At 50.3% G+C, this 23,705-nt stretch carries 20 protein-coding genes and 1 pseudogene; all 21 read right to left on the reverse strand.

The window, feature by feature from the left end; translation table 11 throughout:
* A partial coding sequence (locus HP459_RS08540; protein WP_171936106.1) for an EpsG family protein occupies positions 1-1,098 on the reverse strand: 1,098 nt, incomplete at its 3' end.
* Between the two features lie 453 nt (positions 1,099-1,551).
* Positions 1,552-2,667 carry a glycosyltransferase family 4 protein gene (locus HP459_RS08545; protein ID WP_063137670.1) on the reverse strand — a complete coding sequence of 372 codons (1,116 nt, stop codon included), beginning with the start codon at positions 2,665-2,667 and terminating at the stop codon, positions 1,552-1,554.
* Between the two features lie 9 nt (positions 2,668-2,676).
* Entirely contained in the window at positions 2,677-3,558 is an 882-nt protein-coding gene (locus tag HP459_RS08550; RefSeq protein ID WP_161177068.1) for a glycosyltransferase family 2 protein, read from the reverse strand.
* Entirely contained in the window at positions 3,555-4,796 is a 1,242-nt protein-coding gene (locus HP459_RS08555; protein WP_171936107.1) for an oligosaccharide flippase family protein, read from the reverse strand. Before HP459_RS08555 ends, HP459_RS08550 begins: the two co-directional genes overlap by 4 nt.
* A gap of 57 nt (positions 4,797-4,853) precedes the next feature.
* The gene (rfbC, locus tag HP459_RS08560) at positions 4,854-5,390 is read right to left on the reverse strand and encodes a dTDP-4-dehydrorhamnose 3,5-epimerase (RefSeq protein WP_171936108.1); all 537 of its coding nucleotides are present in this window, start codon (positions 5,388-5,390) and stop codon (positions 4,854-4,856) included.
* A gap of 3 nt (positions 5,391-5,393) precedes the next feature.
* Positions 5,394-6,272 carry a glucose-1-phosphate thymidylyltransferase RfbA gene (rfbA, locus tag HP459_RS08565; RefSeq protein ID WP_045341336.1) on the reverse strand — a complete coding sequence of 293 codons (879 nt, stop codon included), beginning with the start codon at positions 6,270-6,272 and terminating at the stop codon, positions 5,394-5,396.
* Positions 6,273-6,324: 52 nt separating this feature from the next.
* The gene (rfbD, locus tag HP459_RS08570) at positions 6,325-7,224 is read right to left on the reverse strand and encodes a dTDP-4-dehydrorhamnose reductase (protein ID WP_161177069.1); all 900 of its coding nucleotides are present in this window, start codon (positions 7,222-7,224) and stop codon (positions 6,325-6,327) included.
* Positions 7,224-8,309: a dTDP-glucose 4,6-dehydratase gene (rfbB, locus tag HP459_RS08575; protein ID WP_063137675.1), complete on the reverse strand. Its 1,086-nt coding sequence runs from the start codon at positions 8,307-8,309 to the stop codon at positions 7,224-7,226. Before rfbB ends, rfbD begins: the two co-directional genes overlap by 1 nt.
* A 358-nt stretch (positions 8,310-8,667) precedes the next feature.
* On the reverse strand, positions 8,668-9,564 hold the full coding sequence (gene galF / locus HP459_RS08580) for a GalU regulator GalF (protein WP_023306567.1): 897 nt from the start codon (positions 9,562-9,564) through the stop codon (positions 8,668-8,670).
* 174 nt (positions 9,565-9,738) lie between these two features.
* Positions 9,739-11,130 (reverse strand): colanic acid biosynthesis protein WcaM, encoded by a 1,392-nt coding sequence (wcaM, locus tag HP459_RS08585; RefSeq protein WP_038416368.1) that lies wholly within the window; start codon positions 11,128-11,130, stop codon positions 9,739-9,741.
* Between the two features lie 12 nt (positions 11,131-11,142).
* A complete protein-coding gene (wcaL, locus tag HP459_RS08590; RefSeq protein WP_171936109.1) occupies positions 11,143-12,363 on the reverse strand; it encodes a colanic acid biosynthesis glycosyltransferase WcaL in 1,221 nt (406 codons plus the stop codon).
* A complete protein-coding gene (wcaK, locus tag HP459_RS08595; protein WP_022648628.1) occupies positions 12,360-13,640 on the reverse strand; it encodes a colanic acid biosynthesis pyruvyl transferase WcaK in 1,281 nt (426 codons plus the stop codon). Before wcaK ends, wcaL begins: the two co-directional genes overlap by 4 nt.
* A gap of 15 nt (positions 13,641-13,655) precedes the next feature.
* Positions 13,656-15,134, reverse strand: coding sequence for a colanic acid undecaprenyl disphosphate flippase WzxC (gene wzxC / locus HP459_RS08600; RefSeq protein WP_022648629.1), 1,479 nt, complete (start codon positions 15,132-15,134; stop codon positions 13,656-13,658).
* Position 15,135: 1 nt separating this feature from the next.
* Positions 15,136-16,530, reverse strand: coding sequence for an undecaprenyl-phosphate glucose phosphotransferase (gene wcaJ, locus HP459_RS08605; RefSeq protein WP_023300544.1), 1,395 nt, complete (start codon positions 16,528-16,530; stop codon positions 15,136-15,138).
* A 94-nt stretch (positions 16,531-16,624) separates the two neighbouring features.
* On the reverse strand, positions 16,625-17,995 hold the full coding sequence (cpsG, locus tag HP459_RS08610) for a colanic acid biosynthesis phosphomannomutase CpsG (protein ID WP_003863524.1): 1,371 nt from the start codon (positions 17,993-17,995) through the stop codon (positions 16,625-16,627).
* A gap of 108 nt (positions 17,996-18,103) precedes the next feature.
* A complete protein-coding gene (gene cpsB, locus HP459_RS08615; RefSeq protein ID WP_023300545.1) occupies positions 18,104-19,540 on the reverse strand; it encodes a mannose-1-phosphate guanyltransferase in 1,437 nt (478 codons plus the stop codon).
* 3 nt (positions 19,541-19,543) lie between these two features.
* Positions 19,544-20,767 carry a colanic acid biosynthesis fucosyltransferase WcaI gene (gene wcaI / locus HP459_RS08620; protein ID WP_171936110.1) on the reverse strand — a complete coding sequence of 408 codons (1,224 nt, stop codon included), beginning with the start codon at positions 20,765-20,767 and terminating at the stop codon, positions 19,544-19,546.
* On the reverse strand, positions 20,764-21,243 hold the full coding sequence (locus HP459_RS08625; RefSeq protein WP_072201098.1) for a GDP-mannose mannosyl hydrolase: 480 nt from the start codon (positions 21,241-21,243) through the stop codon (positions 20,764-20,766). Before HP459_RS08625 ends, wcaI begins: the two co-directional genes overlap by 4 nt.
* Positions 21,244-21,245: 2 nt before the next feature.
* Positions 21,246-22,211 (reverse strand): GDP-L-fucose synthase, encoded by a 966-nt coding sequence (locus tag HP459_RS08630; RefSeq protein ID WP_015572377.1) that lies wholly within the window; start codon positions 22,209-22,211, stop codon positions 21,246-21,248.
* A 2-nt stretch (positions 22,212-22,213) separates the two neighbouring features.
* The gene (gene gmd / locus HP459_RS08635; protein ID WP_003863514.1) at positions 22,214-23,335 is read right to left on the reverse strand and encodes a GDP-mannose 4,6-dehydratase; all 1,122 of its coding nucleotides are present in this window, start codon (positions 23,333-23,335) and stop codon (positions 22,214-22,216) included.
* A gap of 24 nt (positions 23,336-23,359) precedes the next feature.
* Positions 23,360-23,705, reverse strand: a pseudogene (locus HP459_RS08640) (colanic acid biosynthesis acetyltransferase WcaF); the annotation flags it as partial.

Here is a 23,705-nt window from a genome sequence, read left to right on the forward strand (position 1 = left end):
GCTTCTCAGATTATCTAATTCCTGAGAATTGAATAGGATCGCACTTGGTGAATATTCATCCCATGACGGCCTCTTTGGATCAGTGAATGTCTTCACTGTCACTATTAGTATAGTTAACGAGACAGCCCCCAAAATGGTCCCAAACTGTGCGACCCCCATTTTATTTCTTCGGCTTGTAAGCGCATGACTAAATATATAAGATAGAGGTAGAATTGAAAAATAGTTAAATCGTGAAAATGCAGGCATAAAGTAGAATGCTATGTGAAAACATGCAGACATAAATGCCAACGCCCACAGTTTATCTAACTGATTGTATCTTTCCCTTCGCAACAAATAGTAAAAAATAATAAGAATATCAGCACATACACCAAAACCTATCTCTGCCTTAAAGGTATCCAACTCACGAACATATATAGCAACTTTTCTATAAAGTTCTAAACCAATTACTGGAATATTAGATACAAACCCTAAATTAAAAATTATCACACCGCCGAGAAAAACAAAGGAAACCACAACAACCAGGCCAGCAATAATAATTCTTTTTTTCTTTAAGTTAATTAACATCCTAAACAACAGAACAAACAGTGCGGAATAATGGAACAGAGCAGCAAATAATATAAACTTATAGAATTTTTTCGTATTACCCTGTAGGAGATGATTGAATGCAAAGAAAGAAATACAAATCGCCACAAACTGGCGTATTTGGTCTAAAACTAAAGCCATGCCTCCTAAAAAGACAACGCAAGTAATAAATGCAGGTCCATTTATGACAATACAACTATTTTTTGTCAATTTATAGAGTAAAAAGAAAGAAAAGAAATAAAAAATAAATATTACAAGCTGAAATACACCAATAAAATTTGCAGCGATATATAAATAAGTATTGAAAAGCAAATCATATCGAATATCAAATGCGCCCTTGAAATAATCAAAGACATAATAATAATTTAACCAATCCACACCATTAAAGTAATAAATAGTAAAAAATACAGTGAACATTGCAGTTAGAGCAAAAGACATTACCTTTGAATAACTTTGATTAATCGCGCATACAGCTACACAGAATAAACTAAATATAATTAAAAAAATCCAGGGCATATTTCCGACTCCATGCTGTTTTGGCAAGCCCATATACCTAAAAAATAAATAACTGATAAATTACTTAATGTAGGTTATAGCATATCTATTCGTATGATAGTGATTCTAGACGTCATCTCTCATTCAGAGCATTTATTCTTATTTAATAGCTTGTATTAGCAAAAGTTATTGCATAAATATACATGGTTGAAAAATATAATATTAACAGCAAAATCTTTGAGAATAATAAATACAATGAATACAAAACAAAGGCATCAAAATTTATTCTTCACATATTAAAAAAATCAATTCTTTAATAAAATTATCAACATAAAATCTTGACGACAGATATAAATCAAGCCGTGGATAGTTTTTTGATTTATATAAAATCATTCATTGTACATTAATTGTATTTAAGGTCATCCAATTTTCTCAAAAGGACGATGTAAAAGTTCTAATAGAAACACCACCTTCTTAAATATGATTCGATAAGTTATTTATAACATCTAAATACTTTTTAATAACAATCTTTTCATCAAATTCTTTCTGGACTTTCTCTCTGCTTTTCGCGCTCATTTTTTCTTTTTCAATAGGCGATAATAAAATGAATTTTTCAAGATTATACATGAGGCTAGTCATAGATCTTGGTTCACACAGGAAACCATTGACGCCATCATCAACAACCTCTTTACATCCTACATTGTCTGTAGTAATTATTGGCCTACCAATCGCGGCTGCTTCTAAAAGCGACTTAGGTACACCTTCTCTGTAATATGAAGGAAGTACTATGCAATCAGAAAGTTTTAATTCATTTTCAACATGATCTGTAAACCCCAAATAATTGATTATTTCTTGGTTTTGCCATGCTTCAATTTCATCACTTTTTATAGCGGAAGCACTACATGTATCTAATGGTCCCAACAAACAAAATTCTAAATTAGAATAACGTTTTTTTAATTCTTTGGCTGCTTCAGCATATAGACGGACACCTTTTTCTGCAATTAATCGAGCTACTAATAAAAATCTAATTTTATTAGAAGTACTCATAGCAGAATATTCAAAGCGCGATAGATCAACACCTGACCCAGGCAACCGATCACAATTTTCGGAGCGCACGATTCCTAAATCGATAAAAAGCTGTTTATCATCATTATTTTGAAAGAAGATATAGTCCGCTTTTTTTTGACTTGTTTTATACAGAAATGAAACAAGCCGAGAAAAAAGGTTATTTTCAATAAAGACTACGCCAAGACCAGCTATGTTATTAATAATTTTAATATTGAGAAAGCTCGCAGCATAACTTGCATATATGTTATTTTTTGGTGTGAAATTTAATGTTAGTTCTACCTTTTCTTTTTTGAAGATCTTATAGAAATCATAGATTGTTTTTAAATCGAAGAACGGGTTTTTACCCCATCTCTGCATTTCGATTTGAACATATTTACAGCCCAATGATTCTAATTTGTCTTTATAATCAAGATCAGATGATACCGCAATTATTTCATGCCCACTATTTATTAGTGCCAAAATAGTATTTCTGCGGAAATTATAAATATACCAACTGGTGTTTGCAGTGATCGAAATTTTCATTTAATAAACTTATTTTAAAAAAGAATGTTTTTTCATCACGCCATCTTTAAAACCACGCAGCATAAAGGACATCCTTGATTTGCGTGGCGATACGTTAGCGAAAATAATGAACTTAATAGGCATCAAAATCAATAATTTAAGTTTATAGGCTAATTCGAATTGAGGCTCTCGAAGTGAAAAAACCCAATTACGATAAACATAATACAATCTAAATGGAGAGCCGATATTAATAGATTTCCCTAACGGAAGATGCATATCTTTAGCGCCAAGATTATGTTTCATAGCAACCTTAGTTGTCATTAACACATGATAACCCAGATATCTTGCTCTATAACACCATTCAATATCGATAGAATCAATGAACCATTCTGCTTTGTTTAAGCCTATGGCAGCAAAGACATTTACATTATATAGTGTACCTGAAGAAATAATAGATTTAACACTATATACAGAATCATTTACTTTAGTACTATTTCGGAAATATTTATCATACCGGGTATTGTTTCTTTCATTGATAACTGATGGTCCAATACAAGCAATTTTAATGCCATTTAATGCTTCGACTTTTTTGTACTCGTTATAAAGTTCTGCAATTAAACCGTCTTCTACAGATGAATCCTGATCGAAAGTTACAATATAGTCTGCATTATCCTTAATAGCTTGCACAAAACCAATATTTTGTGCATAAGCGATACCTAAATTTTCTTTTGGTTGAATGAGTATAGTGTCATTTTTTTCTTTAAGATAGGCTTTGAGGTTATCCTGGCAAGTAGCATCATTGCTATTATCGACAATAATTACCTTTTCTACTTGATTATTAATAGCATCAAGGTTTTTGCTAAAGGAATTTAAGTCTGGATTATACGTCACAATTAATGCGAAAATCTTCAAGTTTGACTCCATAAGAAGCATTTTTTTCTGAAAATAAACATGAGCAACGAAGCAAGGGTTTCAGTGATTAATACCGATAGTGCTGCGCCGATAGCTCCGAAGAAATGAACTAACAAAGGCATATGTATTATGTGAAGGATCGAAACCACAAAATATATCATTCTTAAGAGTTTGGTTTTGCCTTGTATCAAATATAAGTTCTGTGCATAGGCTATGCCGAAAGATATAGAAATTATACTAAATGACAAAATATAATAAATAGGTAAACCAGCGAAATACTGCTGCCCTAAAAATATTTTATAAATTAGCTGACTAAATAATAATAAGCCAGTAACAATAAACACCGAAAAGCCAACAAGTATTAACGTTGACTTACGCCACAATAGATAAAACTCCCGTCCTTCTTTTTTAGATATTCTTGGGAAAAAAGCTTGCGCAATAGGTGAAAGTACCCCTTGTGCTGCGGCCTTTAATTTTTCCGCACTCGAATAATAACCCGTTTCTGTTGGCCCGCGAACAGAACCTAGATAAATCAGCGTTAATGTACTGTACACATTAGTAAATACATTTGAGATAAAAATATCAAACCCGCTTTTAAACCTTAATACTAATCCTTCCCAGGACGTTTTATAGAATGAATTATATTTTAATACAAACTGCAAATAAAAAATAGAAAGAATATTGGGTAACGCTACGTTTAATGAATATGCGAGCATCGCAATATATATATCATCTTTATTTCTTACAAATAGAACCACAATTAAGATTGATAGAATTCTTGCTATGGCAGTTGATATAACTATAAACCCCGTCCTCTCCTTCCCGATAAAAAAGTGAGTTTGGTTACATACAGAACTCAAAACTGCCATTAATAATATTAGGTAACAGAATGAATATCCATACTCAGGGAGTAAAAAATAAGTAGAAACAACAAAGATAGTACAAACCAGAAAAATCAAAAAGCGGCACTTTAAAATTTCGCTCAGTATTTTGTTTTCGTCGTATTTGTGTACCGTTCTGGAAATATCCCTTGCGCCTGTTAATGTAAAGCCATATTCCACCAGCATTATCAGATATTGTTGAGCAGCCAAAAATATTGATAATATACCGAATTGTGTTACACCAAGGCTGCGTGTTATTACTGGTAATGTGATAAATGGAAAAAGATAAATACTGCCTCTAACTAAAAAAAGATGAAAAATAGATTTAAGGGGGACGTCTCTGATAAATTTTCTCATGATCTTATTAAAAGGCTAAACCCTACAAAAAATAAATCTGTAGGGTTTATGCTTTGTTCAGAGGGATTTGAAGGATGGCTGTTGCATATCTTTCGAAGAAAGTAAAGGTGTATTTTGAAGAGGCCAGTCAATTTGGAGGTCTGAATCATTCCAAATTAGTCCTCTATCACTTTCAGGATGATAATAATTTGTCGTCTTATAAACAAACTCAGCCGTATCACTCAACACCAAAAATCCGTGTGCAAACCCTTCAGGGATCCAAAGCTGTCGTTTATTTTCAGCAGAAAGATTGACACCAACCCATTTCCCAAACGTTGGCGAAGATTTACGAATATCAACCGCAACATCAAAAACTTCACCAGCGACACAACGTACCAGTTTGCCCTGTGCATACGGTTCCAGTTGGTAATGCAAGCCACGCAGAACGCCTTTGCAGGATTTTGAGTGATTATCCTGCACAAACTCAACTTTACGCCCTACCGCCTCTTCAAATACTTTCTGGCTGAAACTTTCAAAGAAAAACCCACGATCGTCACCAAATACTTTTGGTTCAAAAATCAGCAGATCTGGAATATCAGTTTTAATTACATTCATGTCTTAGTAACCTTTAATCATCTTCAACAGGTATTGGCCATAGGCATTTTTCTTCAATGGTTCAGCCAGCTTCTTCACCTGCTCAGCATCAATAAACCCTTTGCGATACGCAATCTCTTCCGGGCAGGACACTTTCAATCCCTGACGCTCTTCAATTGTCGCAATAAAGTTGCTCGCCTCGATCAGGCTCTGATGGGTTCCTGTATCCAGCCACGCATATCCACGCCCCATCATCGCAACGGACAAACGCCCCTGCTCAAGATAAATACGGTTAATGTCGGTAATTTCCAGCTCACCGCGTGCAGAAGGCTTCAGGTTCTTCGCCATTTCCACTACATCGTTATCGTAGAAATAGAGTCCCGTAACGGCATAATTGCTCTTCGGCTCGAGCGGTTTCTCTTCCAGGCTGATTGCCGTACCATCTTTATCGAACTCCACCACACCATAACGCTCAGGGTCATTGACGTGGTAGGCGAATACGGTTGCACCGTCACCTTTGTTTACTGCGGCTTCCAGCTGTTTCGGCAAGTCATGACCATAGAAAATGTTATCGCCCAGCACCAGCGCACAGCTATCGTCACCAATAAACTCTTCGCCAATGATAAAGGCCTGTGCCAGTCCGTCCGGGCTTGGCTGAACTTTATACTGAAGGTTTAACCCCCACTGGCTACCGTCCCCCAGCAGCTGTTCAAAGCGCGGAGTATCCTGCGGCGTACTGATGATCAGAATATCTTTAATCCCTGCCAGCATCAGCGTAGACAGCGGGTAGTAAATCATGGGTTTGTCGTAAATTGGCAGCAGTTGCTTGCTTACAGCCATGGTCACAGGGTAGAGACGAGTGCCGGATCCGCCGGCAAGGATAATACCTTTACGTGTAGCCATTATAATTTCTCTATAAACACGAAATGCCCGTAAACGGGCATTTTTCAATTGATTAAATGGATTGTGCCGTGAAAAGCTCAGCAAGCATACGTTTCACACCAACCTGCCATGCTGGTAATACCAGGTTGAAGTTCTGCTGGAACTTCATGGTATTTAAGCGTGAGTTATGCGGGCGACGCGCAGGCGTCGGATATGCCGTAGTTGGTACAGCATTCAGCTTTTCAATCGCCAACTCAACGCCTGCCTTTTGGGCTTCCTCAAACACCAACGCCGCATAGTCATACCAGCTTGTCGTCTCAGAAGCGACCAGATGGTAAAGCCCGGCAACTTCGGGTTTCACCATCGCGAGACGAATGGCGTGGGCGGTACAATCGGCTAATAGCTCAGCGCCTGTTGGGGCACCCACCTGATCGTTAATGACAGAAAGTTCTTTGCGTTCTTTCGCCAGACGCAGCATGGTCTTGGCAAAATTGTTGCCTTTACCTGCATATACCCAGCTTGTACGGAAAATCAGGTGATTAGGGCAGTTATCCTGCAATGCTTTCTCGCCATCCAGTTTCGTCTGACCATAAACATTCAGTGGTGCCGTCTTATCCGTTTCACTCCAGGGGGTTTCGCCATCACCCGGGAAGACGTAATCCGTGGAGTAGTGAACAACCCAGGCGCCGATCTTTGCAGCTTCTTTCGCGATAGCCTCAACGCTTGTCGCATTCAGTAATTGCGCAAACTCTGGTTCCGACTCTGCTTTATCCACTGCGGTGTGTGCGGCTGCGTTGACGATCACGTCAGGTTTTATATTACGAACCGTCTCAGCAATCCCTTCCGGGTTGCTGAAATCACCGCAGTAGTCTTTAGAATGCACATCAAGCGCAATCAGATTGCCAAGTGGAGCCAGCGCGCGCTGAAGCTCCCAGCCTACCTGCCCTGTTTTGCCGAACAGAAGAATGTTCATTATTGACGTTCCCCGTAGTTCTGTTCGATCCAGGTTTTATAAGCACCGCTTTTAACGTTGTTAACCCACTCCTGATTGCTCAGATACCATTCCACGGTCTTACGAATTCCGCTTTCGAACGTCTCTTCAGGCTTCCAGCCCAGCTCCACCCCAATTTTATGCGCATCAATCGCATAGCGGCGGTCATGGCCTGGTCGATCGGCAACATACGTAATTTGGTCGCGGTAAGAGCCTTCTTTCGGCACGATCTCATCCAGCAGATCGCAAATAGTGTGCACAACGTCCAGGTTCTGCTTTTCGTTATGACCACCGATGTTGTAAGTCTCTCCCGGTTTACCCTGAGTCACTACGGTGTAAAGCGCACGCGCATGGTCTTCTACATAGAGCCAGTCGCGGATCTGGTCGCCTTTGCCATAAATCGGCAGCGCTTTGCCGTCCAGCGCGTTCAGGATAACCAGCGGGATCAGTTTTTCCGGGAAATGATACGGACCGTAGTTGTTTGAACAATTGGTGACAATCGTCGGGAAACCGTAGGTGCGCAGCCAGGCACGAACCAGATGGTCGCTGGACGCTTTGGACGCAGAGTACGGACTGCTTGGCGCATAGGCAGTGGTTTCGGTAAACAGCGGAAGCTCTGAGGATGCCGGATGTTCATCCGGGTGCGGCAGATCGCCGTAAACTTCATCGGTGGAGATATGATGGAAGCGAAACGCTTTTTTCGCTGCGTCATCGAGCGTTGACCAGTAAGCACGGGCAGCTTCCAGAAGCACATAGGTCCCAACAATGTTGGTTTCAATAAATGCCGCCGGGCCGGTAATGGAACGGTCAACGTGGCTTTCTGCCGCCAGGTGCATAACCGCATCCGGTTTATGCTCAGCAAAAATACGATCCATAGCCGCTTTATCACAAATATCCGCATGCTCAAACACATAACGTTCGCTGGCGCTGACATCGTTAAGGGATTCCAGGTTACCGGCATACGTCAGTTTATCCAAGTTGACGACTTCATCCTGGGTATTGGTAATAATATGTCGTACAACCGCTGAGCCGATAAAGCCGGCTCCACCCGTTACAAGAATTTTCACGTTATCTATTCCGTTTTGTAGATATGTCGAGATATTGGCGTTCTTAATCCTGGTATTAATTCAGGATTAGAAATTTTTGCACGCTACCGCCCCTGGCTTAACAGCTACCAGTGCACTGAGCGAGTGTTGAATATAAGATTGACTGTCTGATTTCAGACAAAAACTGGCGTTAATTGTCGTCCTAAATGGATTCGGAAACAAGCACAAATCGTTACAAATCAGTCCAGATTTGAAGCAGGTAACTCTCTGTTATCACAGGAATTAATAACAAAAAGCGGCAGCCATCATTTTGTTTATGTAACAACATAACAAAATGATGGCTGCCGCGCATAAGGTCTTTCAGGCTGCGGAAGGACTATCAGTCGTTAGCCAGCAACTTCTCAATCCGGCTTCTGAACTTCGCCCCTTCCTTCAGGTTACGCAGGCCATAGTTCACAAACGCCTGCATATACCCCATTTTCTTACCGCAGTCATAGCTGTCACCGGTCATCAGCATGGCATCAACCGACTGCTTCTTCGCCAGCTCAGCAATCGCATCGGTCAGCTGGATACGGTCCCAGGCACCCGGCTCGGTTTTTTCCAGCTCAGCCCAGATATCCGCATTCAGCACATAACGACCAACTGCCATCAGGTCGGAGTCCAGGGTCTGCGGCTGATCGGGTTTTTCGATAAACTCAACGATACGGCTCACCTGCCCTTCCGACTCCAGCGGCTCTTTAGTCTGAATAACAGAGTACTCAGAGAGATCACCCTTCATACGCTTCGCCAGCACCTGGCTGCGACCCGTTTCGTTGAAGCGTGCAACCATTGCCGCCAGGTTGTAACGCAGCGGATCGGCAGAAGCGGTATCAATGATGATATCGGGCAGTACCACGATAAACGGGTTATCGCCTACGACCGGACGCGCGCACAGGATCGAGTGGCCCAGACCCAGCGGCTGCGCCTGACGCACGTTCATGATGGTCACGCCAGGAGGGCAGATAGACTGAACTTCCGCCAGAAGCTGACGCTTAACGCGCTGCTCAAGCAACGCTTCGAGTTCATAAGAGGTGTCGAAGTGGTTCTCTACCGCATTCTTCGAAGAGTGCGTCACCAGAACGATTTCTTTGATCCCTGCAGCAACAATCTCGTCGACGATGTACTGAATCATCGGCTTGTCAACGATCGGCAGCATCTCTTTAGGAATTGCCTTCGTGGCTGGCAACATATGCATGCCCAGACCCGCTACCGGTATGACTGCTTTCAAATTAATCATTATTTCTTCCACCTTAAAATGGTTGACGAATTATAGCTTTTAAACCTGTTTTCGCCAGCATGTTTTGCCGTAAATATGAAGTAATCCTAGGTCACCCCACCACAAATTACAGTAGTTGTAATCTGAATAGATCGCGATTTCGTTCCAGGAATTGTCGCAAAATAGTCTGGATGATTACCTGTGCGGCAGCGCAAAATTCAACCGTTCCGTATTCACCACGTGTTGATCAACGCGATCAATATCCACCGAGCTCTGCCCCTTTTCATTAACCGCTTTTATGTTCGCAAGCGACAGCAACGTCTCGTTTTTAGCCATAAATTTCCCGCGCACGTCTTTGCGCAAATCGAAGTTCATCTTCAGAGCCGGTCCCGTCGTTGACTCCTGCATCACGTTGATATTACGTAAAAAAAGGTGCTGGGGTTTGTTATGCAGCTCAAGCGTTGCCCGCTGCATCTCCACGTTGGTGATGGCAACAAACGACGTGGCATTGCCCGAGGAAATCTGTATCCCGCGCAGCTTATAGGCAAGCTGTCGGTTATCCAGGCGAATATCGTTAAGTTTGAAGTTCTGCGGTATCGACAGATAATCGCCCTTGATCACGCCATAGCCAATTAGCATTCCGGCGCTGTTGACCATATCGACATTATCAATAACGAAATTATCACAGCCATAAATAGCTACTGTCGCGTTATCAATTCCGGCCTTTTTACTGAAGTCAGGGGTAATATTGCTGGCCTTGATATTACGGATCACAAAGTGTTTACCGTTTTCGACATGCACCAGCTGCCGACAGTTGCTGCCGGTGATATTTGCCACCACGAAGTTTTTAACGGTCTGCTGTTCTGGATAATCATTGTCGTACGTACTGCCGGCCAGCCCGATGCCTATGCCCCAGTTGATCTTGCCGTTGGTGCAGTTGATGTTATCGATCACGTGGTCCGAGATCAGGATGTTACGGTCGTTAATCGCCACGTTCCACTCAATCGCGTCACCCTGCAAGTGGCTGAATTTACTGTTGGTAATGCGCGCACCGTCCACCTGATTGTGGAACCCCTGACGCAGGATCGCGTAGTTGGCCTGCGTCACGGTGATGTTATCGATGAGCAGGTTGCGCATCACTCGCCGCTTTTTACCGCCGATGTAGATCTGGGTGACGGGGCCGAAGCCGCTCATCGCCAGCCCTTTAATGACACAGTCGGAGCCACGCACGTCCAGCGTGATGTTATGCGTGCGCCCTTCTCCTTCCCCAATGACCTTGCAGCCCTCCTGAAGCACAAACCGCCCGCGCCCGTTGCCCTTCAGCGCACCGCGGATCAGCAGGGTTTTGCCATCAGGAATGAAAATGCCGGTATTGATGTTTTCACAGGTTAACCCGGCGGGAACAACAACGGTATCGCCCTCGGCAAATGCCTGCTTAAAGGCGGCGATCCAGTCCTTATTGTTGTAACGATCGACAGAAACCGTCTTCCCGGTTGCCGCCCGCGCAGCGCGGGGCGACAACAGCGGCATAGCAGCCAGGACGGATAAAGAAGAGACAAATCGGCGTCGGGTAATCTTTTTCAGCATACAACCTCAGCGTTACAGCGTTTGCAGCAGGCTCGCTAACTGGCGATTAATCACCTGCTGATTGAATTCTGCTTCAACTTTTTGCCGCGCATTTTGCAGCACAGGGATCAGCGTCTGCTGATCGATATCGCTGAACGCGGCCAGACGGTCCGCCAGCGCCAGCGCATTGTTTTCAGGAACCAGCCAGCCGGAATGCTCAGAGGTGATCAGCTCCGGGATGCCGCTGTGTAACGTCGAGACCACCGGAATGCCGACCGCCATCGCCTCCATCAGCGCCACGGGAATGCCTTCCATATCGCCGTCGGCGCCGGTTACGGAAGGCAGCAGGAACACATCCGCCTCGTCGAGCATGGCTTTCACTTCGTGGCTCGGCTTGAAGCCCGGCATCTCGACCACGTCTTCCAGCTGATACTGTTCAATCAGCGTGCGCAGGCGACGCTCCCACGGCCCGATACCCAGGATGCGGTAGTGGAAGTCCACACCGCGCGCCTTCAGTTGCCGACAAGCTTCGATGGCTACGTGCAGCCCTTTCTTTTCGGTCAGGCGGGCCACAGAGATAATTTGCAGCGGCTTGCCCGGCACCTTGACCGGTCGCTGGGTGAAGCGTTCCATGTCCACGCCCATGCGTGAAACGGTGATTTTCTCGCTCGGGCACCCCATGGTTTTCAGGCGCCCGGCCCACAGGTCGCTTATCGGCAGCATCATGTCACCACGGCGAAACAGCTGCTGATATTCCGGCGTGTAGTGGTTCAGCACTTCACGGCTGGAGATATCGATACCGTGGAAAATGGTGGCGATTTTGCCGTCAATCACCCCCAGCTCACGCAGTTTTGCCGCCGTGACGCCAGCCGGGCCAAAGTGAGCGATAAAGACATCGGCCCGGTACGGCTGGGTCGTTTGCCCACAAATGGCGGATAAGATCAGGTTGCGGGCCTCCGCCCCATAGCGCGACATATTCAGCGCCCGCCACGTCGAGGCGCGATGCAGGCCGCGCAGCGTCTGTCCGACGCGATGGCGCAGTTTGTTCATCCGTCCGGCGGGTTCGTCCTGCAACCAGCGGGTTTTCGCCTCCAGCCCATACTGGGTATACGCCGCATGGGTGTTTTGCGTATCGCCCTTTTGCAGGGCGATAATCTCCACGTCATACCCCATATCGATAAACGCGGTGATTTGGTTCAGCACAAAAGTTTCAGACGACAGCGGAAATTTCAGTAAGAAGAAACCAACCTTCATTTCCCCTCCCGGACGCGGTCGAGGACGGATTTCACCATGCCAATACCTTTTTCGCGTTCGGCTTTCACCGCCACCGCCAGACGTTCGTTGATCGCAGGCAGCTGGCCGAGCGTGTCGCCCACCATCGCACCCAGCGATCCGTCCAGCAGATGACGAATATCAACGGCCATTTCCGGCATACCGAGCTGCTGCATAATGCCTGCGGACTTGTGCTCGTAGTTGATAGCGATGGCTGGCGTGCCGAAGTTCATCGAGATAATGGCCGAGTGCAGACGCGTGCCCACGGTCAGGTCGCAGGCGGAGAGCAGCTTGCCCATCTCCAGGTCGTTCAGCTCGTCCATCACCACGTGGTAGCGGGATGGGTCGTTCACCAGGTTGCGCAGGTTGAGCGCCACCATGCGGTCATCTTTGTTGTAGCTGTCAATACCGGTACAGGTGGAGAGCGCCAGCACCTGGTAACCGCTGTCCAGCACGCGGTTCACCACCTCGGCAAAGGCTTTTTCATACGCAGCCTGAGTCGTGCCGAGGCGTTTATCGAAGGGCGCAAGTTCACGCAGGGTAATGGCGACGGTTTTCTGTTTTGCCGCCACGTCCAGCCAGTGCTGTACCGCGTAGCTGGCCTGGAAGCTGTCATCCTGATGATCCACCAGCCAGGCGGTGTCTACGCCGTGCTCCACTTTGGTGGTGTCGATTTCGCTGCGCTTCATCATGTCGAGGCTGACCGATTCGCGCAGGATCAGCGCGTCACAGTGGCCGAAGACATAGTTCGCCAGCTGGTTGAACTGCGGATCCTGGAACGGCCCGACGCTGTGGCCAATCATAAACAGCGGTTTTTTCGCCATAAAGGTGCAGAGCGCATGCTCAAACTGTGGCACGCCGTACAGGTCGACGAAGAACGAACCGCCCACCTGAATAATGGCGTCATAGCCGGACAGCAGACGCACGAAATCGGTAAAGCCCTGCGCGATGGCGATGTTGCGCAGCTTGCCGGTGTCGGTTACGCGAGAAAGCAGCACCTGATGCTGGTAGCGGCGACGCAGTACTTTCTTCACGCGCCCCATCACGCCCGCAGCGTTGTTGTGCTGTTTCATCTGGCTGTAGAGCGGGTCGCCCATCACCGGGCGGTTCAGTAACCAGGATGAGCTGACCGGATAACGGCTCATCACATCCACTTCTGTCTCAGGCTTAAGGGTGTTAATTGCATCCAATAAACCGCGCAGGATGGCGCTGTCGCCACGGTTGCCGCAGGTATGGTTGCCAAGAATAAGTAATTTCATAATGGCCTCGTAAAATTAGCCTGCGCGAAGCAGCGTTTTCATTTTTTCGTTACGGCAAAACTGGCGCTTTATCTCAACCACCAGCGCATTGCGTGACAGTACAATCATCACGCCGAATGCCAGCGCGCCTGCCGCGACCTGCACCGCAAGCAGCGCCGCCAGCGGCAGATGCCCGTTGAGCACCACGCCCAGGCCGTAGCTCACCGCCAGAGTCGGTAAGGAGAGATAAAACGGCAGCCACAGGCTGAGAATGTACTGACGGTAGCTGGAGCCCAGCACCGGTTTGATCATCACGAAGTAGCTCAGCACGGTATTGACGATCTGCACCAGCAGGAAGCCGAGCGTCACGCCAATGGCGCCCGCCATGTGCCCGCCCACAATGATTGCCGGAATAAACAGGAAGGTTTTAAACACGTTGAACTTGAAGCTGATATCCACGCGCGCCTTCGCCATCAGCAGAGAACCAATCGGGTTCCCCACCGAGCGCAGCAGCCCCACAACGCACAGCAGTTGCAGGATCGGGATGATGCTGTTCCACTTCTCGCCAAACACCAGCGGTACGAAATTGCTGGCGACCACCATCAGCCCCAGCAGTACCGGGAAGTTGATGATCCCCACCACGGAGAGCAGCTTGTAAAAGTTCACGCGCAGCTTCTCTGTATCGTCCTGAATTTTGGCGAACGCCGGGAACAGCACGCGGGTAATGATTGGGTTGAGCTTCATCGGTGGGACAACCGCGACGTTATACGCCAGGTTGTAGCCGCCCGCGACGCTCGCGCCCAGAATGCGCGCCAGCACCAGCGTAGAGAGGTTAGTATTCACATAGTTGATAATGCTGTCTGCCGTCAGCCACGCGCCGAAGCGCAGGTTGGATGAAACAGACGCCAGCGAAAAATGCAGTCCCGGGCGATAAATCTTGCGGCCAAAGAAGCCAAACAGCAGCGTGCGCACGGCAGAGTTAACGAGGTAGCCGAGAATGGCGGTCATCGCCAGCGGCCAGAAATGGGCGCTGACAACGGTGAAGGTAAAGCCCGCCAGCACGGCGCTGGTTTCAATCATGCCGATTTTGTTGAACTCCAGCTCTTTCTGCATCAGCGCGCGGAACTGCTGCCCGTGCGGGATCACCACGAAAGCAAACGACAGGGTGCGCATCAGCGGCGCCAGGTCCGGGTTATGCAGCACGCCGGCAATCACATCGCTCAGCAGGAACACCAGCACAAAGACGAAGATACCCAGCCCAACGTTCAGCCAGTAGAGGGTGGTCAGCTCAAGATGGCTAATCTCTTTGCGCTGGATAATGGAGTTGGCGATACCAAAGTCCGACAGCGTATCGGCCAGGGCGATAATCACCAGCGAGACGGTCAGCAGACCAAACTGGTGGTTATCGATAATGCGCGCCAGCACCGTCATCTGCACCAGGCCGAGGCCAATGATGACGATGGTGGCCATGGCTGACCATTTTGCGCCGCTGATGGTTTTTTCTCGTAAGCTCATCTTAGTACGCCGCTTTGTTCACGAAGCCTTTGAAAATGGTCAGAAAAACAATCTTGATATCGAACCAGAGGCTCCACTCGCGGATGTACTCCAGATCGAACTCGATGCGTTTTTCCATTTTTTCCAGCGTGTCGGTCTCGCCGCGCCACCCGTTGATCTGCGCCCAGCCGGTGATGCCTGGCTTCACCTTATGGCGCAGCATGTAGCCTTCAATCAGGGTACGGTACTGCTCGTTATGGGCCACGGCGTGAGGACGAGGCCCGACGATGGACATCCCGCCGGTGAACACGTTGATGAACTGCGGCAGCTCATCGAGCGAGGTACGGCGCAGGAAGTTACCCACGCGGGTGACGCGCGGATCGTTCTGCGTCGCCTGGGTCACCACCTTGTCGTTCTCCATCACCTTCATGGAGCGGAATTTCCACACCATGATCGGCTTACCGTCCATGCCGTAGCGGGTCTGACGGAAGATGATCGGCCCCGGAGAGCTGAGCTTCACCGCCAGCGCAATGCAGCACAGCACCGGGGAGATCAGCAGCAGGATCAGGGACGAAAGTACGATATCCTCCACGCGCTTCAGCACGCGGTTAATCCCCGACAGCGGCGTGTCGTACAGTGGAACAACCGGTACCCCGTTCACCTCTTCGATACGGGAGTGGAGAATATTGAAGGTAAACACGTCAGGGATGAGGATCACCGAGCAGGTTGTATCGGCCAGCTCGCGCATCAGTGTCTTGATGCGGGATTCATCTTTCATCTGCATGGCGATGTAGACGTTGTGAATTTTGCCGGCTTTCGCGTCTTCTATCAGCTGTTCGTAGCTGCCCGCCCAGTCAGATGGTACGCCGCCGGGCTTCGCGTCGTGATAAACCCCCACCACTTCAAAACCTAACCACGGCTCTTTGCGGAAGCTGTCGAGCAACACCTGTCCCACCGGCAGGTCGCCCGCCACGGCAACAAAGCGACGGTTATACCCACGGTTGCGCAGCCAGCCCGCGCCAAAGCGGATCAGCGAGCGGCAGACCACCATGCCAACGCTGGTTAACAGATACCAGCAGAGATAGGTCACAAGCCGATTATCAAAATCATGGCTGAACGCCACCAGGCCTGCGCTGAAAATCAGGCTTAAGGTCCAGTTCTGGAGCAGCAGCATCAGTTCGGTGGTCATTTTGACGCCACGCCATGAACGATAGAAATCGGTCATGCCGCCGATCATCTGAAACACCACCAGCGCAATCAACGCCATCAGCAAGTGCATGTATAAGAACGGCTGCCCGCTGACCCAACACACCGCCCACAGTCCGCCGACCATGATGGTGATATCAGAAAAACGCTGCACCATAGAGATTAACGATGCATTCGTTCTCGCTCGCTCGCGCTTTTTTAGATTTGTCATCGTTGTTCCTTTAGTTCTAAACCTTTCCCCTCGCCCCTCACCCCGGCCCTCTCCCCAAAGGGGAGATGGTTAGGGTGAGGGGTAAGGTTTCTTTTTACTGATTCAACAGCGCCAGAATGTCCTTCGTTCGGGCTTCCATCAGCGCGGTATCGGCGCGGGACTCCACGTTCAGGCGCACCACCGGCTCGGTGTTGGAAGAGCGCAGGTTGAAGCGCCACTGCGGGAACGCCATGCTGATACCGTCGGTACGGTCAATCTCCAGCGCATGAATGGCAAAGTGGTGCTCTACGCGGGCAATGGCCTCAGCGGGCTGTGCCAGTTTGCTGTTGATCTCCCCGCTCGCCGGAAACGCCGCCATGCGGTCGCGCACCAGTTCGCCCAGGCTCTGTCCTTTCAGGCACAGCAGCTCGGTTACCAGCAGCCACGGGATCATCCCGCTGTCGCAGTAGGCAAAATCACGGAAATAGTGGTGGGCGCTCATCTCGCCGCCGTAGATGGCGTCTTCCTCGCGCATACGCTCTTTGATAAACGCGTGGCCGGTTTTAGACATCACCGGCTCGCCGCCCGCGGCCTTCACCACGTCGACGGTGTTCCAGGAGAGGCGCGGATCATGAATGATCTTCGCCCCCGGGTTTTTCTCAAGGAACGCTTCCGCCAGCAGGCCAACGATGTAATAGCCTTCGATAAACTGCCCTTTCTCGTCGAACAGGAAACAGCGGTCGAAATCGCCGTCAAAGGCGATACCCATATCGGCGCCGTGCTCAATCACCGCGTTGCGGGTGTCGTCGCGGCACTCCGGCAGCAGCGGGTTAGGAATACCGTTCGGGAAGTTGCCGTCTGGCGTGTTGTGCACTTTGACGAAGGTCACCGGCACGTTCAGCGCCTTAAAGCGGGCTTCAAGTGCATCGACAACCGGGCCTGCCGCGCCGTTGCCGGAGTTAATCACCAGCTTCAGCGGTTTGAGGTTCGCCACGTTGATGTAGCCCAGCAGGTGGTCGATGTACTCTTTTTGCAGGTTGATCTGCTTATAGCTGCCGCGCTTCGCTTCGTTCACCGGCGGGAAGTCGTTGGCCTCGGCCAGACGTTGCACGTCGCGCAGACCGGTGTCGCCGCTGATAGGACGCGCGCCCTTGCGCACCAGCTTCATGCCGTTGTAGTCCATCGGGTTATGGCTGGCCGTCACTTCGATACCGCCGTCCACGCCGAGGTGGAAGGTGGCAAAATAGATCTCTTCGGTACCGGAAAGGCCAATGTCCAGCACGTCGACGCCCGCGTCCTGTAGCCCTTTCGCCAGCGCCAGCTTCAGGGATTCGCTGGTGAGACGCACGTCGCCGCCCAGCACGATAGTTTGTGGTTTCAGGTATTCGCCGTACGCGCGGCCGATGCGCCACGCAATGTCTTCGTTCAGCTCTTCGCCCAGCTTGCCGCGAATATCGTAGGCTTTAAAACAGGTTAATTTTTCCATGATGACCCCTTTTTCAGGCAACAGTTGGCCCGCCCGTTAACAGGCTTAATTGTTTTTTATTCATTCGTAGGCCGGATAAGCGAAGCGCCATCCGGCGTTAAGACGGCGCTACACCCGCCCGTAGCGGTCCTGGAAGCGCACGATATCGTCCTCTTCCAGATACGAACCGGAACGCACCTCAATTAAGTCGAGTGGAATTTTCCCCGGGTTTTCCAGGCAGTGCGTGGCACCCAGCGGAATATAAATGGACTCGTTTTCACCGAGCAGCTTCACTTCACCGTTGATGGTCACTTTGGCGGTTCCCGCCACCACTACCCAATGTTCGGCGCGGTGATGGTGCATCTGCACCGACAGCCCTTCACCCGGCTTCACGGTGATGCGTTTCACCTGATAGCGCTCGCCAGCGTCGATGGAGTCATATTTGCCCCACGGGCGGTAGACTTCACGGTGAATATGGTGTTCGTGGCGGCCATCGGCCTTGATCTTCTCCACCACTTTTTTAACGTCCTGCACGGCATTACGGTCGGCAATCAGCACCGCGTCTTTGGTCTGCACGACCACCAGATCTTTCACCCCTACCGTGGTGACAAGGCCAGATTCGGCGTAGACGTAGCTGTTTTCCGTTTTGTGGCTGATCACATCACCGTGATGGACGTTACCCTCCGGGGTATGCGCGCTAATCTCCCACAGTGACGACCAGGAGCCAACGTCGCTCCAGCCCGCATCCATCGGCACCACTACCGCATCTGCCGTACGTTCCATCACCGCATAGTCAATGGACTCTTCCGGACAGGCGAGGAAGGCTTCTTCGTCCACGCGGATAAAATCAAGATCCGGATCCACCACCGCCATCGCTTTTTCGCAGGCATTTAAGATATCCGGGCGATATTTTTCCAGCTCTTCCAGGTAGCGACCGGCGCGGAACAGGAACATACCGCTGTTCCAGTAGTATTCACCGCTGGCCACGTAGGCCTGGGCGGTTTCCAGATTCGGTTTTTCGACAAACTGCGCCACGTCAAAGGCCACGCTGTCGCCTTCACCAGGCGTAACGCTGCCGCGGCGAATGTAGCCATAGCCGGTTTCCGGAAGATCCGGCACGATGCCGAAGGTCACCAGCTTGCCGTTCTCAGCGTAAGGAATCGCTGCGCGAACCGCGTCGCGGAAGGCGTCTTCCTGCTGAATAACGTGGTCAGCCGCCAGCACCAGCATCAGCGGGTCGCAGTCCGGGCTGCTGCGTTTTGCTGCCAGCGCCGCAAGAGCAATAGCAGGCGCGGTGTTGCGTCCGGCAGGCTCCAGAATGATATTTTCGGTCAGTTTATTCAGCTGGCGCAGTTGCTCGGCAACGATAAAGCGGTGCTGCTCGTTACAGATCACCACCGGGCTTTCACACTCCACGCCGTGCAGACGGTTAACCGTCGTTTGCAGCATGGTGAGGTCGCCCTTCAGACACAGAAATTGTTTTGGATAAAGCACGCGGGACAGTGGCCACAACCGGCTCCCGGATCCACCCGCCATTACGACCGGATACAAAGTGGTTTGACTCATGATTTATCCCCGTATATCTGCAATAAATTGGCTCAGCACGTTCTCTTTCTCGAGCGTGCGTTCGGCATATTCACGTGCCACCGTGTTCTCTTTTGGCATGGCGAGTGCCTGCTCAATTCCGGTCACCAGCGCAGGAACCGATTCTGGCTCTACGCAAACGGCAATGCCCGGGTAGCTGTTGCACAGCTGGCCTAATTCTGTTGCGGCTTCTGCCGTAATCACCGCGTTTCCGCCCACTGCCAGAATGTTGGTCAGCTTGGACGGCAGCACCGCATCCGCCGCGCCGCGTTTTTGCACCACCAGATGGCAATCCGCCATTTTCAGCAGCGCGGGCAGCGCGTCATAAGACTGAAGCGGGAAGAAGCGGATGTTGGTCAGTCCGCGCTCGCTGGCCATTTTTTCCAGCCGCGCTTTACCGCCGCCCTGCCCGACTATCACGAACATCCACGGGTGTTCGCTCAGCTGAAGCGCGGCGTCAATCACGCTCTCCAGCCCCTGTTTTTCGCCGATGTTGCCTGAGTAAAGAATGATTTTTTGATCTTCAGGCAAACCGAGCTGCGCGCGTAACGCCTGCGCATCCTGGTCTGTCACATCGCGGAAACGCGCCACTTCGGACCAGTTCGGAAAGAAGATCACCTTCTCCGCCGGGACACCCTTCTCCTGCGCCTTGTTCATCATCGAGCGCGAGATGGTCGAGACGTAATCCACGTTGTGCAGGCCGCTGCGCTCAAAGGCGCTGGCGAGCTTCGCCACCTTGCCGCCCTTGCCTTTCCCGGCCATCCCCAGCCCGAGCATGGCGTCCACTTCATAATCCTGAATGTGCAGCAGGGTGCGCGCGCCGGAGAGTTTTCCCAGCAGGCGCATGCCTGGCGTGCAGAACAGCGTCGGCACCACGCCGATGATGCGATCCGGCTTCCAGCGACGTTGCGCCATCAGCGGGAAAAAACTGCTCAGGGCAAAGCTGCCCAGATGAATTAAACGTTTCAGCGTCGAGGGCTGTTTCGGCACGTAGAGCGGGCAGCGCCAGACGGTCACAGCCCCCTCTTCGCGGCGGTAGCGCCAGCTGGAATAGCGTTCGCCTACCTTCCACTCCGGGTAATACGGCGGGGCGGTAATCACCCGCACGTCATGTCCCTGGCTCGCCATCCACTCGACCATCTCGCCGGTGTATTTCCCGATACCGGTAAGCTCCGGCGAGTAGTTAATTCCGTAGACGAGGATTTTCATAGGCCTGGCACCTCGGCCTGACGTTCCGCAAGGAAGTACGCCCGACTGTTGTCATGGACATTGTCGCTTGCCAGCAGCGCCTCTGGCGTTAACCAGCGGTAATCGTCATGCTGAGAATCAGGCAGACGCAGGTCTGCCTCACTCACCTTCAGGCGGAACCCCAGCACGACATAGTGCGTGGTGAACCCGGTGCCCGAAAAGTTATCGTCATAGAAGTGCTGCCAGACCCCGTAAAACTGGCCCGCTGCCATCGGCAGTTGCAGGCCCAGTTCCGCCAGAGTGAGACGCTCAAACGCATCGCTTAGCGTCTCATCCTTCTGCACGCGCCCGCCGGGCACGAACCAGAAGCCCTGTGCAGGACGATTGGTTCGTTTCCCCAGCAAGAACTCGCCGCGTTCGTTCTCCACGATCAAATCAATTGAGATGAGCGGAGTGGAACGCACCACCGTGGCAAAATCTTCCTGACTTAAAAACATCATTACCCCCGGAAGCGGTGCTGGTTTTCCAGGAACCACTGGTAGGTGCTGGCCAGCCCCTGCTCCAGTGAGACCTCGTGATACCAGCCAAGCTGATGCAGACGGGTCACGTCCAGCAGCTTGCGCGGCGTGCCGTCCGGTTTGGTGGCATCAAACACCACGCGTCCTTTGTAGCCCACCACCTGCGCGATGGTCTGCGCCAGCTCGCGAATGGTGCAGTCCACGCCGGTCCCGACGTTAATGTGCGACAGCATCGGCTCGGTGTTTTCCTGCCACACCTCGCGATCCAGCTCCATGACGTGAATGCTGGCTGCCGCCATATCGTCCACGTGCAGGAACTCGCGCATTGGCGTACCGCTGCCCCACACCACCACGTCCGGGGCGTTTTCGGCAGTCGCCTCGTGGAAACGACGCAGCAGCGCCGGGATCACGTGCGAATTGCTCGGGTGGAAGTTGTCGTGCGGTCCGTAGAGGTTGGTCGGCATCACCGAGCGATAGTCGCGGTTATACTGACGGTTGTACGATTCACACAGCTTGATCCCGGCAATTTTGGCAATCGCGTACGGCTCGTTGGTGGCTTCCAGCGTGCCCTGCAACAGTTCGCTCTCGGCGATCGGCTGTTTCGCCATTTTTGGGTAGATACAGGATGAACCGAGGAACAGCAGCTTGTTCACGTTGTGCAGATGCGCCGCGTGAATGATGTTGCTCTCAATCATCATGTTCTCGTAGATGAAATCCGCCGGGTAGGTGTTGTTAGCGACAATGCCGCCCACCTTCGCCGCCGCCAGATACACCTGGTCGATACGTTCGCTGGCGAAGAAGTCCTGCACCGCTTTGCTGTCAAGCAAGTTCAGCTCGTCGCGGGTGCGAACAATCACCTCAACGTCGCCCCGCTGTTCAAGCTGGCGGACAATCGCGGAACCCACCATTCCGCGATGACCGGCGACAAAAATACGTTGTTTTGTCATTCTCAGGACTCCAGCGCGATGGCAACCTCGTAGCCATGGGACTTGAGCAGGGAGTGTTTTTTCGCTGCTTCAAGATCTTTGGCCACCATCTCGGATACCATTTCTTGCAGGGTGGTTTCTGGTTTCCAGCCCAGCTTCTCGTGCGCTTTGGTTGGGTCGCCCAGCAGGGTTTCCACTTCAGCAGGACGGAAGTAACGCGGATCCACCTGAACAATCACGTCGCCTGGCTTCACGCCCGGTGCGTCGTGGCCGGTCACGGAAACAACGATACCCTTCTCTTCCACGCCGGTGCCTTCGAAGCGCAGCTTGATGCCCAGCTGTGCCGCAGCCATCTCAACGAACTGACGTACGGAGTACTGCACGCCGGTCGCGATCACGAAGTCTTCTGGCTGTTCCTGCTGCAGCATCATCCACTGCATTTTCACGTAGTCTTTCGCATGGCCCCAGTCACGCAGGGAGTCCATGTTGCCGAGGTGCAGGCAGGATTCCAGACCCTGAGCGATGTTGGCGATAGCGCGGGTGATTTTACGGGTCACGAAGGTTTCGCCACGACGTGGGGATTCGTGGTTGAACAGAATGCCGTTACAGGCGTACATGCCGTAGGATTCACGGTAGTTCACAGTGATCCAGTAAGCGTACAGTTTCGCTACCGCGTACGGAGAACGTGGGTAGAACGGCGTAGTCTCTTTCTGTGGAATTTCCTGCACCAGGCCGTACAGCTCAGAGGTAGATGCCTGATAGAAACGGGTTTTCTTCTCAAGACCCAGGAAGCGAATCGCTTCCAGCAGACGCAGGGTACCCATGGCGTCCACGTCAGCGGTGTATTCCGGGGATTCGAAGGAGACCGCAACGTGGCTCATCGCGCCCAGGTTGTAGACTTCATCCGGCTGTACTTCCTGCAGGATGCGGGTCAGGTTGGAGGTATCGGTCAGGTCGCCGTAGTGCAGGTGGAATTTCGGGTTCGCCGCGTGAGGATCCTGATAAATATGATCGACACGTTCGGTGTTAAATGAAGACGCACGACGTTTAATACCGTGTACTTCATACCCTTTTTCCAGCAGTAACTCTGCCAGGTAAGAACCATCCTGCCCGGTAACGCCGGTGATGAGAGCGACTTTAGACATGTTTATATTCCTCTACTTATGAATTTAATCAGTTTCAACGCGTTCGCGTATCACCACTGCGGGGTTGCCACGGCAAATTTTATTTGCCGGTAGCGATTTAAAAACGCTGCTGCGGGCACCGACTACCGTGCCATCGCCAACAGAAACACCGGGTGCAACAAAGACGTCTGTTGCCAGCCAGCATTTTTCACCGATCACAACAGGCGAAGCGGTAATATCAAAATGCGGGCTCATAAAATCGTGGCTGCCGGTGCACAAATAACACTTCTGTGAAACCACCGAATTTGCGCCAATCGTAATCTCGCCAAGGGTATATAACACCGCGTCATCCCCTACCCAGGCGTAATCCCCAAGCGTTAATTTCCAGGGA

The organism is Enterobacter sp. CM29 (assembly GCF_013179605.1).
Lineage (GTDB): Bacteria > Pseudomonadota > Gammaproteobacteria > Enterobacterales > Enterobacteriaceae > Enterobacter > Enterobacter intestinihominis.

Bases quoted from the DNA above. Each gene is read 5' to 3' on its own strand.
- rfbD (WP_161177069.1), bottom strand. From the start codon at position 7,224: ATGAACATTCTTCTGTTCGGCAAAACAGGGCAGGTAGGCTGGGAGCTT.
- gmd (WP_003863514.1), bottom strand. From the start codon at position 23,335: ATGTCTAAAGTCGCTCTCATCACCGGCGTTACCGGGCAGGATGGTTCT.
- HP459_RS08545 (WP_063137670.1), bottom strand. From the start codon at position 2,667: ATGAAAATTTCGATCACTGCAAACACCAGTTGGTATATTTATAATTTC.
- rfbC (WP_171936108.1), bottom strand. From the start codon at position 5,390: ATGAATGTAATTAAAACTGATATTCCAGATCTGCTGATTTTTGAACCA.
- wcaJ (WP_023300544.1), bottom strand. From the start codon at position 16,530: ATGACAAATCTAAAAAAGCGCGAGCGAGCGAGAACGAATGCATCGTTA.
- HP459_RS08625 (WP_072201098.1), bottom strand. From the start codon at position 21,243: ATGTTTTTAAGTCAGGAAGATTTTGCCACGGTGGTGCGTTCCACTCCG.
- wzxC (WP_022648629.1), bottom strand. From the start codon at position 15,134: ATGAGCTTACGAGAAAAAACCATCAGCGGCGCAAAATGGTCAGCCATG.
- wcaL (WP_171936109.1), bottom strand. From the start codon at position 12,363: ATGAAGGTTGGTTTCTTCTTACTGAAATTTCCGCTGTCGTCTGAAACT.
- rfbA (WP_045341336.1), bottom strand. From the start codon at position 6,272: ATGGCTACACGTAAAGGTATTATCCTTGCCGGCGGATCCGGCACTCGT.
- galF (WP_023306567.1), bottom strand. From the start codon at position 9,564: ATGATTAATTTGAAAGCAGTCATACCGGTAGCGGGTCTGGGCATGCAT.
- cpsB (WP_023300545.1), bottom strand. From the start codon at position 19,540: ATGAGTCAAACCACTTTGTATCCGGTCGTAATGGCGGGTGGATCCGGG.
- HP459_RS08555 (WP_171936107.1), bottom strand. From the start codon at position 4,796: ATGAGAAAATTTATCAGAGACGTCCCCCTTAAATCTATTTTTCATCTT.
- wcaI (WP_171936110.1), bottom strand. From the start codon at position 20,767: ATGAAAATCCTCGTCTACGGAATTAACTACTCGCCGGAGCTTACCGGT.
- wcaM (WP_038416368.1), bottom strand. From the start codon at position 11,130: ATGCTGAAAAAGATTACCCGACGCCGATTTGTCTCTTCTTTATCCGTC.
- HP459_RS08630 (WP_015572377.1), bottom strand. From the start codon at position 22,211: ATGACAAAACAACGTATTTTTGTCGCCGGTCATCGCGGAATGGTGGGT.
- wcaK (WP_022648628.1), bottom strand. From the start codon at position 13,640: ATGAAATTACTTATTCTTGGCAACCATACCTGCGGCAACCGTGGCGAC.
- cpsG (WP_003863524.1), bottom strand. From the start codon at position 17,995: ATGGAAAAATTAACCTGTTTTAAAGCCTACGATATTCGCGGCAAGCTG.